This is a genomic window from Streptomyces sp. NPDC056486, from assembly GCF_042795295.1.
Taxonomy (GTDB): Bacteria; Actinomycetota; Actinomycetes; order Streptomycetales; family Streptomycetaceae; genus Streptomyces.
In genome coordinates this window covers 22553-34708 of the sequence record NZ_JBHTSF010000021.1, presented here as the reverse complement: position 1 = coordinate 34708, position 12156 = coordinate 22553, and the positions used below count along the sequence as shown (strand labels likewise).

The window sequence follows — 12156 nt, the reverse complement described above, 5'->3', positions numbered from 1 at the left end:
GCGTCGGAGAGGTAGCAACTCCGCGCCCCGTCTGCGGGGAGAGGCGACATCAAGGAGCAGTGAGTGATGCAGCAGAGGAAGCTGGGCGGCACCGGCATATCGGTCAGCAAGTTCGCGCTGGGCACCCTGCGCCTGGGCGCGTGGGGGAACACGGATCACGACGATGCGGCCCGGCTGATCCACACGGCCCTGGACGCCGGGATCAACCTCATCGACACCGCCGACCAGTACTCGGGCGGCGAGGCCGAGGAGATCGTGGGCAAGGCAATTCGAGACCGCCGCGACGAGGTCGTGCTCGCGACGAAGGGTCACTTCCCGGTCCGCTTCAAGGACGAGGACCCCAACCGGCAGGGAAACTCCCGCCGTTGGCTCACCAAGGCCGTCGACGACAGCCTGCGCCGCCTGGGAACCGACCGCATCGACCTCTACCAGGTGCACCGCCCGGACCCGAGCACGGACATCGATGAGACGCTCTCGGTCCTGTCCGACCTGGTGCGCGCGGGCAAGATCATGGCCATCGGGACCTCGGGCTTCCCCGCCGAACAGCTCGTCGAGGCCCAGTGGACCGCCGACCGCCGGGGCCACATCCCCTTCCGCACCGAGCAGCCCCCGTACTCCGTCTTCGTGCGCGGGATCGAGGCGGACGTGCTGCCCACCGCGCAGAAGTACGGGCTCGGCGTGCTGACCTGGAGTCCGCTCAACAGCGGCTGGCTGACCGGGCGGTTCCGCCGCGGCGAGCCGATCGAGATGAACTGGTTCCGGCAGGCGGTCGCCCACAAGTTCAACCTCGACCTGCCGGGCAACCAGCGCAAACTCGACGCCGTCGAGCGCCTGTCGGCCTTGGCGGACGAGGCGGGAATCTCCCTGACGCACCTGGCGCTCGCCTTCGCGTCGACCCACCCGGGCGTCACCTCGGTGATCCTCGGCGCCCGCACGGTCGAGCAACTCACCGACCAGCTCGCCGCCGCCGAGGTCCGGCTCGACGACGAGATCCTCGACCGCATCGACGAGATCGTCGCCCCCGGCGTCATGCTCAACCCCGCGGACATCGACTACAGGCGACCGGCGCTGACCGACTCCGAGCAGCGCCGCAGGCCCGCCCGCCACCGCTGACGGCAGTCCGTTCGCGACGAGTTCCTGCGGCACACACCGGAGCAGGGCCCGTCAAATGATCTTGGTTTTTGGAACATGGCCGGGTAATGCGTCGCCATGAACTGTCTGATGAGGAATGGGAGTTCGTCCGTCCGCTGCTGCCTGAGTCCTTGCGGGGGCGGAAGCGGTTGGACGACCGAACCGTGCTCAATGGGATCGTGTGGAAGTTCCGGACGGGCACGGCCTGGCGGGATGTGCCCGGGCGGTATGGCCCATGGGCCACGCTGCACAGACGGTTTCGCCGATGGGCTCTGGACGGCACCTCCGAGCGGATGCTCGAGGCCGCCCAGGCCCGGGCGGATACGGCTGGGGAGATCGACTGGCTGGTGTCGGTCGACTCCACCGTCGTACGGGCTCGCCAGCATGCCGCCGGAGCCCGAAAAAAGGGGATCCGCAGCCCCGACCTCGGACGCTCCCGGGGCGGCCTGACCAGCAAGATCCACCTGGCCTGCGACGCCTTCGGTCGCCCACTCGCCGTCGTGGTCACGGGCGGGAACACCGACGACTGCACCCAGTTCACTACCTTGAGGGAGGTGATCCGGGTGCCTCGCCTCGGCCCGGGCCGACCCCGGGTGCGGCCCGCCCACGTGCTGGGCTACAAGGGCTACAGCTCCCGGGCGATACGGACCTGGCTGCGGCGGCGGGGTATCAGCCACACCATCCCCGAGCGCGCCGACCAGGTCCGCAACCGGCTCCGGCGCGGCAGCCGATGCGGGCGCCCCCCCCGGCCTTCGACAAGCAATTCTACAAGCGGCGCAACGTCGTGGATCGGTGCTTCAACCGCCTCAAGCAGTGGCGTGGCATCGCGACCCGCTATGACAAGACCGCCGAGTCCTACAAGGCAGCCGTCAACCTCGCCTCGCTCCTGATGTGGGCGTGACATGTGAAGACAACTCCTAGGCCAACAGCCCCGAGCTCTTCCACAGCCGCCGCCCGGCGCCCCGCAGCACCCCGATGTCGTCCAGGAAGTCCGTCAGGCGCTTGGCTCCTGTCTGCATGATCTCGCGGCGGTGGGCGCTCGCCTTGACCTGGGCCATGGCCTCCCGCCTGTCCAGGCCTACGTTTGTGTAGACCTCGGGGTTGATGAAGGCGACGGAGAAGACGCGGGCGAACTCGCCGGATGTGAGGCGGGTGAACTCCTGGGACCAGCGTGGCGCCGTCACCATCTGGCGCCGCAGCTCCTCACGGGCGTACCGCACATGGCGCGCCTCCTCCACGACGTGGATCCGCGTGACGCCCCGCACCAGGGTCTGGACGCGCTCGTCCGGGAACGTGAGGCGCTGCATCCAGTCGAGGATCTCCTCGCCGAGCAGCGTCGCCGTGAAGGAACCGGGTGTGGTCGAGATGGTCTTGAAGAGGCGGCCGAGGTTCCGGTGCACGGTGCTGACCGGGTAGTACGGGGTGTCCCCGCGGGTGATCAGGCGCGCGAACATCTTCGAGTGCCGGCACTCGTCCTCGATCTCCGTCAGCGCGTACCGCACGTGCGAGCTCGTGGCCGGCTTGTCGTAGATGTGCCGTACGAGCAGCTGCATCAGGATCAGTTCGAACCAGATGCCGAGCGATGCGAGCGCGGCGGCCTCGTGCTGGGAGAGCGCGATGCGCTGCTCCTCGCTCATCCGCTGCCACATCGGCGTGCCGTACAGGGACAGCAGCTCCGGGGGCCAGAACCACTTGCCCTCCTCGAAGGGCGCCTCCCAGTCCAGTTCCTTGTCGGGGTCGAAGGAGTGCTTGGCGGAGGAATCGAGCAGCCGCTCGGCCACCTGCTCCCGGTCCTTGAGCAGTCCCAGCGCGTCCCGCAGCCCTTCGATCGCCGCGTCCTCCGTGATGGTCGTCATGGTTCTGCCCCTGCCTCGTCGTCAGAGTTACCGGCGGTCACGAATTATGAGACTGCCTGTCAGCAAGGCCGTCAATCCCTTGCGCACGACTTGTTGACCTCGCGTCTACGAACGTGTGAGCCTGCCAATTACCAAGCAGTACAAGGCAGTCGAAAGCAGTACTACGGCAACACCAGGTGATTACGGAGAAGACCGAGGCCAATTCTTAGGAGCCGTCAGTGTCGACGCACGAGCTGTACACGCACGCCCCGGACGGGAACATCTGGCAGATACCGGCGAACGGCGCGGCCCGCTTCAGCTGGGAGTACGACGAGGGCCGCGCCCGGCTGCTCGCCCTCTACCAGAAGGGCAAGGACAAGCAGTGGGACGGCGTCAAGCGCATCGCCTGGGATCTGGAGGTCGACCCGTACGACCCCCTGGGCACCCCCGACGAGTCCATGTCGCTCTACGGGACCCGCCACTGGGCGAAGATGACCGACCGCGACAAGGGCGAGCTGCGCAAGCACTACGCCTCCTGGCAGTTCAGCCAGTTCTTGCACGGCGAGCAGGGCGCGATGGTGTGCGCGGCGCGCATCGTGGAGTCCGTCCCCGACCTGGACGCCAAGTTCTACTCGGCGACCCAGACCATGGACGAGGCGCGGCACGCGGAGGTCTACGGCCGCTTCCTGCACGACAAGATCGGCATGCTCTACCCGATCAACGACAATCTCCAGGCGCTGCTCGGCGACACCCTGCGCGACTCCCGCTGGGACATGCCCTACCTGGGCATGCAGGTACTCATCGAGGGCCTCGCGCTCGCCGCCTTCGGCATGATCCGCGACACGACGGACAAGCCGCTGCCGAAACAGATTCTCGCGTACGTCATGCAGGACGAGGCCCGGCACGTCGCCTTCGGCCGCATGGCCCTGCGCGACTACTACAAGCAGCTCTCCGACGCGGAACTGCGCGAGCGCGAGGAATTCGTCATCGAGGGCTGCTACTTGATGCGCGACCGGCTGCGCGGCGTCGAGGTCCTGGAGAACTTCGGCATCCCGAAGGCGGAGGCCGAGGAGTACACCGAGAACTCCGAGTTCCTCGCCCTCTTCCGGCAGTTGCTCTTCAGCCGCATCGTGCCGTGCGTCAAGGACATCGGCCTGTGGGGCAAGCGTCTCCAGGAGGCGTACGTCGACATGGGCGTGTTCGAGATGGGCAACGCCAACCTCGACCAGCTGATGGCCCAGGACGAGGAGATCGCCGAGAAACTGGACGCGGAGCGGTTCGCGGCGGAGGAGTGCGAGCGGGTGGCGGAGGTCGAGAACATGATCGCCTCGGGCGGCGCCCCGAACCCCTGATATCCCGAACCTCTGACATCCCGGCCGCGCACGATGGGGGTGGCAGCCCGCTCTACGAACCGTCGAGCACCGCCTCCATCACCGCCTTCGCCACCGGCGCCGCGCTCCCGCCGCCACTGATGTCGCCCCGGTCCGCCGCCGCGTCCTCGACCACCACCGCCACCGCCACCGACGGCTGTCCTTCGCCCGACTTCTGGGCCCAGGAGATGAACCAGGCGTACGGCGTACCCGAGTTGTCGATGCCGTGCTGGGCCGTGCCCGTCTTGCCGCCGACCGTCGCGCCGGGGATCGCCGCGTTGCCGCCGGTGCCCTCCTCGACCACGTCGGTCATCAGCTCCCGCATCTGCATCGCCGTGGCCGGGTTCATCGCCTGGTGGAGGGAGTTGGTGCCGGTGTTCTCCACCACGTCGCCGTCGTCGGTCGTGGTCTCGTCCACCAGGTGCGGGGACTCGACCTGACCGCCATTGGCCACCGCCGCCGACACCATCGCCATCTGCAGCGGCGTCGCCCTCGTGTCGTACTGACCGATCGAGGAGAGCGCCAGCTGTGCGTCGTCCATCGAGGTGTCGAAATTGCTCGCCGCCACCGACGACGGGACCTTCAGGCCGCTGTCGTTGAAGCCGAAGTTCCGTGCCGTGCCCAGCATGTCGCTCAGGCCGGTGTCCGCGCCCAGCTTGGCGAAGACCGTGTTGCAGGACCACTCGAAGGCGTAGCGCAGGGGTGCGTTCGTGCAGCCGTCGACCTCGTTCGTCAGCTGCGTGCTCGTGCCGGGCAGCGTGTAGGGGTTCGGTGACTTGGTGGCGGCGTCCAGGTCCGTGACCGTGCCCGCGTCGAGGGCCGCCGCGGCCGTCACCACCTTGAACGTGGAACCCGGCGGGTACGTCTGGCGGATCGCCCGGTTCAGCATCGGCTTGCTTGAGCTGCCGTTCAGCGAGGCCCAGGACCGCGCCACCGACTCACTGGTGCCTGAGAGCCGCTCGGGATCGTACGAAGGGGTGCTGACCAGGGCGAGGATCTTCCCGGTCGACGGCTCGATCGCGGCGACCGCGCCCTTCTTGCCGCCGAGCCCGGCATACGCGGCCTGCTGCGCCGACGCCTTGATGGTGGTCCGCACCTTGCCGCCCGGGTTCTGGGTGCGGCTGATGTCGTTCCACAGGGGGAGCGGGGCGAGCATCGGGTCGGTCCCGGAGAGGATGTCGTCCTCGGCGTTCTCCAGGAGGGTCGTGCCGTAGACCTGGGATGCGTAGCCGGTCACCGGGGCGTACAACGGGCCGTTCTTGTACGTCCGTTCGTAGCGCAGCTGCTCCCCGGTGTCCTTGGATCCCGTGACCGCGCGGCCGTCGACCATGATGTCGCCGCGCGGCTGGCCGAAGCGGGTGATGGCCTGGCGGCGGTTGGCCGGGTTGTCGTCGAGGCGCCCGGCCTGGACGACCTGGACGCGGGTCGCGTTCACGAGCAGGGCGATCAGGAGCAGTGCGCAGAACGCGGCGGCATGGCGGATGTACCGGGTCACGCGACCTCCTTCAGGGGCCCTGCCTTCAAGGGGCCTACGGGCTGGCCGCGCGCCGAATCGCTGATCCGGATGAGCAGCGCCACGATGATCCAGTTGGTGACGACCGACGAACCGCCCTGTGCCAGGAAGGGCATCGCCATACCGGTCAGCGGAATGAGCCCGCTCACCCCGCCCGCGATCACGAACACCTGCAGCGCGACGATCGAGGCGAGCCCCACCGCGAGCAGCCGCCCGAAGGAGTCCCGCAGGGCGAGCCCCGCGCGGTAGCCGCGTTCCACCAGAAGTGCGTAGAGCAGGAAGATCGCCGCGAGGCCCGCGAGCCCCAGCTCCTCGCCCGCCGTCGCCAGGATGAAGTCGGACTTGGCGGCGAAGCCGATGAGGATGGAGTGCCCGACCCCGAGCCCGGTCCCGAGCATCCCCCCTGCCGCGAACGCGAAGAGGGACTGGGCCAGTTGGTTGGGGCCCTCGCCCGCGTCGATGGAGGCGAAGGGGTGCAGCCAGTCCTCGACCCGGCTGTGTACGTGGGGTTCGAGCGAGCCCACCGCGAACGCGCCGACCCCGGCGAGCACCAGGCCGACCGCGATCCACCCGGTGCGCCCCGTGGCGACGTACAGCAGGACCACGAAGAGCCCGAAGAAGAGCAGCGAGGTGCCGAGGTCCCGTTCGAGGACGAGGACCCCGACGCTGAGCAGCCAGATGGCGACGATGGGCCCGAGCACGCGCCCGGTCGGCAGCTGGAGCTTGGTCAGCCGCCAGATCGTACGGCCGGTGTAGGCGAGGGCGTTGCGGTTGGCGGACAGGTAACTGGCGAAGAAGATCGCGAGCAGGATCTTCGCGAACTCGCCGGGCTGGATGGAGAATCCGCCGACCCTGATCCAGATCCGGGCGCCGTTCACGGCCGGGAAGAAGATCGGCACGATCATCAGGACGAGCGCGGCGACGACGCAGATGTACGCGTACCGCTGGAGGACTCTGTGGTCGCGCAGGAAGACCACCACGGCGATGAAGAGCGCCACACCGACGGTGGACCAGACGAGTTGCGTGGGCGCCGCCTCGTCGCCGGGGGTCTCCAGGTCGAGTCGGTAGATCAGGACGAGGCCCAGGCCGTTGAGGAGCACGGCGATCGGAAGCAGCAGTGGATCGGCGTACGGCGCGCGGAAGCGGACCGCGAGATGGGCCAGGAGCGCGAGCACGCCGAGCCCGGCGCCGTAACCGGCGGCGCCGGGCGGGACGGTGCCGTTCTTGGCGAGGCCGACGTCGCAGTAGCCGTAGACCGAGAGCAGGACGGCCATGACGGTCAGGGCGACTTCGGTGCCACGGCGCCGGGGTACGCGAACAGCGGGGACGGGCGGGGGCGCCGCTGCTGTTCCGGTCATGCTCGGAACGTAGCAAGCGATAGGCCATGATGTCCGTTTATGTCACTGTGCGCTGGTGGTGCGTCAGCACCAGCGCGGCGCGGGCCCGATGTTGGAGATGTAGTGCGCGGCGCCCCATGCCCAGGTGCCGTTGGTGAGCAGGTACCAGCGGTTGTTGCCGCTCACGTGGCTGCCGGTCGTCTTGCAGTAGATGGAGACGACCCTGCCGTACGGCACGCTGCGGACGACGCGGCTGCCCCGGGTGGGGGCGGTGCGCAGGAGCAGTCCGTTCTTGGCGGTGACGCGGCCCTTGTAGATGCGCGGGTTGCTGTTGGCGTCGTCGGCCGCGGTGGCGGCGGGGGCGGTGAGGGTCAGGGCGGCGAGCGCGCTGCCGGCGACGAGTATGCCGAGCCGGGTGCTGGTCGCGGTGGGCCGAAGGGACATCGGGGTCTCCTCTGGGAGGCGGATGCGATGCGGCCCTGAGGTTCTGAGACCTTGAGGCCCCGAGACCTTGAGGCCTTGAGGCTGTGAAAGTCGGGGCATAGGCCGCAATTCACAGTAAAATCGGCACGCTGTGCGCGCAAAAGGTCACGCGGCGTCAAACCGCCCTGAAGCTGCCCTCAAGCCGCCCCGTCGGCGCCCCTGACTTCGCTCTCCGCCGACTCGTCGTACGGCAGCGTCAGCGTCGCCACCGCCCCGCCGTCCGCCGCGTTCGTGAACGTGAGCCGCCCGCCGAGGACCGCCGTCTGGCCGAGCGCGATCGTCAGACCGAGCCCGTGCCCCCGGGACGTCCCCTCCGTGCGGAACCGCTGCGGCCCGTGTTCCACCAGGTAATCCGGGTATCCGTCGCCGTGATCGCGCACCGAGACCACGGGCCCGTCGACGGTGAGGACGACGGGCCGCCGCCCGTGCTTGTCCGCGTTGGCGATGAGATTCCCGAGCACCCGCTCCAGGCGCCGCCGGTCGGTCACCACACAGACATCGCGTACGACGACGAGCTCGGCACCTACTCCTGAACCCCGCGCCGCACGCTCGGCCAGTGGGGCGAGATGGTGGTCGTCCAGGTCGACGCGCTCGCTCTTCGCGTCGAGCCGGGAGATCTCCAGGAGGTCCTCGGTGAGGGTGCGAAGGGCGGCGACCCGGTCGAGCACCAGCTCCGTGGGACGCCCCGGCGGCAACAGCTCGGCCGCCGCGTGCAGACCGGTCAGCGGCGTGCGCAGCTCGTGCGCCACGTCAGCGGTGAAGCGCTGCTCGCTCTGGAGCTTGCCCTGCAGCGAGGACGCCATCGTGTCGAGGGCGCCCGCGACCGCCGCCACCTCGTCCTGGCGGCGCGAGAGCTCGCGGGTGCGCGGGTCGTTCACGCGGGCGTCGAGGTCGCCCGTGCTGATCCGGCGCGCCACCCTCGCCGTCTGGTGCAGGCGCCGCGTCACGCGCGTCACCGCGAACGCCCCGACCAGGAGCGTCGCCCCGATCGCGAGCGCCGATGAGCCGAGGATGGCCCGGTCGAGTCCGTCGATGGTGCGGGCGCCCTGGGAGTAGTCGACCTGGACGGCGATGGCGCGCCGGTCCGTGGTGGGCCCGGCGGCCCACATCGTCGGCCGGGACTCCTGTGTGTCGACCATCGTCCCGCGCTCCCCGCCCGCCGCGAGGTCCCGCAGCCGCGCGGGAAGGCCCGCAGGGTCGACCCCCGCGTCGGGGCCGAGGTCGTCGCCCGCCTGGTACGCGTCGGTGGCGTCGTCGAGCCGGGTGAGGGCGTGGTCGCGGGCCTGGCCCACGGTCTGGTTCGTCACCGAGACATGGACGAGCGCGCCGAGCAGCGCGGCGAGCGCGCAGCACATGACGGTGATGAAGACCGCGGCCTTCCAGGTCAGCGTCGCCGTCCAGGCGGGGAACCGAAGCCCGCGCGGCAGCCGGTGACTCATGGGCTGTCGCTCGGGGAAGTGGAGGAGGGCACGGGGCGCAGGCCGGCCGCGGGCTCGGGCTTGCGGGAGGGCTTGCTGGACGGCTTGCCCGACGGCGCGTTCGGGGAACGCACGATCTCGTCGGTCGTCGGCAGCATGGTCTTCTGGTGGGAGTCCCAGGACCAGACGGTGCGGTACTCGTACCCCGGCATGCCGGAGACCGCGCGGACGATCACCTCATGCCCGGCGAGCTCGACGCCGATCACCGCGTCCCCCATCTCCATGATCTGCGTCAGCTTCCGCTTCTCCACGGCGTAGGCGCGGATGTCGAGATTCTCGGAGTGCCCCTGGGACAGCCGGATGCCGACGATGAGGTCGTCCTTGCCGTCGCCGGTGAGGTCGCGGTAGTAGGCGTTGAGGACGGGACATTTGTCGTCGGCGGAGTGGTGGCCGGCGCTGGTGTCATGGCCGGGTCCGCACGTGGCGAGCCTCTGGGCGGTCTCTTTGTAGACCGCGTCCGAACGGCTGTACATCCCCGGATTCTTGTCGAAATCGACCTTGGCGACGGTGACCGGATCCACCTTGCGCAGGTCCCCGCCCGGTACGCCCACGCCCTTGACCGGCACGCTTTCTATCGTGCCGTAGTCCTCGGCGGGCGCCGACGGAGGCGGCAGCTTCGGCCACAGGCGCGTCGGCGCCTCGGCGGTGGGCGCCGATCCCGCGCTGCGCAGCTCGCCCGGGTCACCGCAGCCGCCGGCCAGCAGGGCCCCGGACGCGACGAGGCCCGCGGCGAGCGCGATACGGCTGCGGTGCACTGCACTCCTGCCTGCCGGTGGAGCGGCCCTGGGGCGGCTCGGCTGCGGCGCGAGGTTCGGTTGCGCCGCCGCGGGATCCGGCTGTGGAGCGGGATCAGGCTACGGCGCGAGGTCGGCGTAGAGAATGATGTTGTCGGTGCGGTGGCCGCCCTTGATCGGCCCACCGCAGGTCAGCAGGCGCAGCTCGGGTCGGTCGGCCGCCCTGTACACCTTATGGGTGGGAAAGTTCTTTTTGTTCACCTGCTCGATCTCGCGCACCTTGAACGTCGCGGTACTCCCGTCCGCCCGAGGCACCTCGATCTTGTCCCCCATTCTGACCTTTGCCACGTTCTTCATCAGCGCGGGCCCCTTCGCGGTGTCGTAGTGCGCGACCAGGACGGCCGCCCCCTTCTCGCCCGGGGTGACGCCGCCGGTCCACCAGCCCGGCTCGTCCGCCTTGTCCACGGGCGGCACATCGAGCGCACCGTCCGCGCCCACACCGAGGTCGAGCATCGACGTGGCGTCGACACCGGCCGCGGGTATCCGCAGGCCTGTGGGCCGGGACTTCTCCAGCGGGGCGTGGGGGGCGGCGGCCGGTGCGGCGGCGGCGTTGTCGACCTTGACGTCGGGCGCGGGGTCGCCGGAACCCTGGCCGCAGGCGATCAGGCCGACGCCGAGGGCGGCGGTCAGCGTGGCGGCGGCCGCGATGCGGGTGGTGGTGCGGCGGCGCTTGGCGGGGACGGGGGTGGGGGCTTCTTCGGTGGGGGTGCTCACGGGGGCGCTCCTGGGGGTGGCCTTGCGGTGCCGTGCTGCGGGGGAGGGGGAGGGGGAGGGGGAGTGGAAGGGAGGGCTCAGGCGTCGGTGCGGCCGCGACGCAGCATGGAGTACCCGAGCCCGGCCGCACCGGCCGCCGCCATGGCGCCACCGGCGGCGATGAATACGGGGTCGCCGCTGTGGAACCCCTCGATGCCCGCCTCGACGCTGCCTTTGGGCGCGACCTGGGTGACCGGCGCGATCGGAGCGACTGGAGCGACCGTCTTCGTGTCCTTCGTTCCCTTCGAGCCCTCGGCGTGCACCGGTGAGTCCGCGGCGGCGACGGCGGCGACGGCCGGCATGAGGAGCGCGCTTGTGGCGACGGCGGTCACGGCGGTGGTGCGGAGGATGGCGCGGCGGCGGTGGGTGCTCACGGGCGGTCCTAACGGCTGGCGGCCAACAGCTGACGGCGGGTGGCCGTCGGCTGGTCGCCGCAGGGGGAGCGGCGAAAGGGGCACCTCTGAAGCTAGATGTCCGCCATTGCGGCGATTCGTCGACTATGTAACAGCGGGCCATCACTGCGAAAGCGGTGCTGTCACGGATGGCTCAACTTCTTTCCGCACTTTCTTCCGCGTCGCACAGCTTCTTGCCCCAGGCATGTCCTTGCTGCTCCCATGGGCGGTGGGGTGATGGTGCATGAGCGGATTGCGCGTCATACCGGCCTGGCGGCACGGGCAGGAGCGGCTGTACGTCTGCCTCGCGGACGGCAGGAGCCTGGCGTGGTACGAGAGGCAGTCGTCCCGCGTGAATCTGCTCAGCGAAGAGCACAGGGATGCCGTCCTGCGCGCCCTGGCCCCCTTCCTGACCGGTGGTTACTCGGTCGGCCCGCCGCCCGTCCCCACCCCCGCCGAGCTGGCCCGCCTCGCCCTCCATCCGGACGACGACCTGGCCCCGAACCGCCCCGGCGAGGCCCTCCTGGTCGCCTTGGACCGTGACCCGGCCCCCGCCCGCCGATTGCGCGCCGATCCGCGGCAGCGGGCGCTCGTCGCCGAGCAGGCCATCGGCGATGTGCTCGACGGCCTCGAAGGCGCCGGCTGGCACACCCTGCACTCGGTGCCGCTGCCGGGCGGCGCCCGCATCCACCACCTCCTGATCGGCCCAGGCGGCCTGTTCAGCGTCCACACGCTCGCCGCCCGCAAGCAGCGGGTCCGCGTCGCCGATCCGATGGTGACGGTCGGCCGCGCGGACCCGCGTCCACTCGTGAGGGAGATCCGGGCCGGCGCGGACCGGGCGTCCTTCGCGCTGACGGCCGAGATCCGCCCGGTCCTCGCCCTCTCCGGGTCGACGGACCTCGACGTCGTCGCCCCGCCGCGTGAGGTGCGGATCGTGCGCGACGTGGAGGTGGCGGCCATCGCGAGCATCGGCGGCGTACTGAAACCGGCCGATGTCGAGGCGCTGCACGCGATGGCACGCGACCGGCGTACGTGGCTGCGGGTCTAGAAGTTCAGGGGGTCTAGAAGTT

The 12156-nt window shown here is 70.0% G+C and carries 12 protein-coding genes; 4 read left to right on the top strand and 8 right to left on the bottom strand.

All coding sequences use genetic code 11. From position 1 onward, the window contains the following. Window positions 1–66: 66 nt before the first annotated feature. Window positions 67–1113, top strand: a complete 1047-nt coding sequence (locus ACFQ7F_RS11810; RefSeq protein ID WP_383269444.1) for an aldo/keto reductase — start codon at window positions 67–69, stop codon at window positions 1111–1113. An 86-nt stretch (window positions 1114–1199) separates the two neighbouring features. Further along, a protein-coding gene (locus ACFQ7F_RS11805) for an IS5 family transposase (RefSeq protein ID WP_383269442.1) occupies window positions 1200–2032 on the top strand; the annotation gives its coding sequence in 2 pieces (ribosomal slippage) (window positions 1200–1871 and window positions 1874–2032; 831 coding nt in all). Between the two features lie 16 nt (window positions 2033–2048). Here the strand turns inward: ACFQ7F_RS11805 and ACFQ7F_RS11800 are convergent. After that, window positions 2049–2987, bottom strand: a complete 939-nt coding sequence (locus ACFQ7F_RS11800; protein ID WP_383269440.1) for a diiron oxygenase — start codon at window positions 2985–2987, stop codon at window positions 2049–2051. Window positions 2988–3205: 218 nt separating this feature from the next. Here ACFQ7F_RS11800 and ACFQ7F_RS11795 point away from each other — a divergent pair, with 218 nt between their 5' ends. After that, complete coding sequence (locus ACFQ7F_RS11795; RefSeq protein ID WP_383269438.1) at window positions 3206–4318, top strand: ferritin-like domain-containing protein; 1113 nt, start codon at window positions 3206–3208, stop codon at window positions 4316–4318. 52 nt (window positions 4319–4370) lie between these two features. Here the strand turns inward: ACFQ7F_RS11795 and ACFQ7F_RS11790 are convergent, their stop codons facing one another. From ACFQ7F_RS11790 to ACFQ7F_RS11760, 7 genes are all read right to left on the bottom strand, one after another. After that, complete coding sequence (locus ACFQ7F_RS11790; protein ID WP_383269436.1) at window positions 4371–5831, bottom strand: penicillin-binding transpeptidase domain-containing protein; 1461 nt, start codon at window positions 5829–5831, stop codon at window positions 4371–4373. Next, complete coding sequence (locus ACFQ7F_RS11785) at window positions 5828–7207, bottom strand: FtsW/RodA/SpoVE family cell cycle protein (protein WP_383269434.1); 1380 nt, start codon at window positions 7205–7207, stop codon at window positions 5828–5830. The genes ACFQ7F_RS11790 and ACFQ7F_RS11785 overlap by 4 nt, the downstream gene beginning before the upstream one ends. 63 nt (window positions 7208–7270) lie before the next feature. After that, window positions 7271–7630 (bottom strand): SH3 domain-containing protein, encoded by a 360-nt coding sequence (locus tag ACFQ7F_RS11780; RefSeq protein ID WP_383269432.1) that lies wholly within the window; start codon window positions 7628–7630, stop codon window positions 7271–7273. Between the two features lie 176 nt (window positions 7631–7806). Beyond that, the gene (locus tag ACFQ7F_RS11775; RefSeq protein ID WP_383269430.1) at window positions 7807–9108 is read right to left on the bottom strand and encodes an ATP-binding protein; all 1302 of its coding nucleotides are present in this window, start codon (window positions 9106–9108) and stop codon (window positions 7807–7809) included. After that, window positions 9105–9902 (bottom strand): hypothetical protein, encoded by a 798-nt coding sequence (locus tag ACFQ7F_RS11770; RefSeq protein WP_383269429.1) that lies wholly within the window; start codon window positions 9900–9902, stop codon window positions 9105–9107. The genes ACFQ7F_RS11775 and ACFQ7F_RS11770 overlap by 4 nt, the downstream gene beginning before the upstream one ends. Before the next feature lie 99 nt (window positions 9903–10001). Continuing rightward, a complete protein-coding gene (locus tag ACFQ7F_RS11765; protein ID WP_383269427.1) occupies window positions 10002–10655 on the bottom strand; it encodes a class F sortase in 654 nt (217 codons plus the stop codon). A 77-nt stretch (window positions 10656–10732) separates the two neighbouring features. After that, a complete protein-coding gene (locus ACFQ7F_RS11760; RefSeq protein ID WP_383269425.1) occupies window positions 10733–11068 on the bottom strand; it encodes a hypothetical protein in 336 nt (111 codons plus the stop codon). A 262-nt stretch (window positions 11069–11330) separates the two neighbouring features. On the opposite strand from ACFQ7F_RS11760, the gene ACFQ7F_RS11755 reads away from it, so the two are divergent. Next, window positions 11331–12134, top strand: coding sequence for a nuclease-related domain-containing protein (locus ACFQ7F_RS11755; protein ID WP_383269424.1), 804 nt, complete (start codon window positions 11331–11333; stop codon window positions 12132–12134). Window positions 12135–12156 lie beyond the last annotated feature (22 nt).

Excerpts from the sequence above, each read along its gene's own strand:
- ACFQ7F_RS11810 (WP_383269444.1), top strand. The coding sequence starts at position 67 with ATGCAGCAGAGGAAGCTGGGCGGCACCGGCATATCGGTCAGCAAGTTC.
- ACFQ7F_RS11800 (WP_383269440.1), bottom strand. The coding sequence starts at position 2,987 with ATGACGACCATCACGGAGGACGCGGCGATCGAAGGGCTGCGGGACGCG.
- ACFQ7F_RS11785 (WP_383269434.1), bottom strand. The coding sequence starts at position 7,207 with ATGACCGGAACAGCAGCGGCGCCCCCGCCCGTCCCCGCTGTTCGCGTA.
- ACFQ7F_RS11780 (WP_383269432.1), bottom strand. The coding sequence starts at position 7,630 with ATGTCCCTTCGGCCCACCGCGACCAGCACCCGGCTCGGCATACTCGTC.
- ACFQ7F_RS11775 (WP_383269430.1), bottom strand. The coding sequence starts at position 9,108 with ATGAGTCACCGGCTGCCGCGCGGGCTTCGGTTCCCCGCCTGGACGGCG.
- ACFQ7F_RS11755 (WP_383269424.1), top strand. The coding sequence starts at position 11,331 with ATGAGCGGATTGCGCGTCATACCGGCCTGGCGGCACGGGCAGGAGCGG.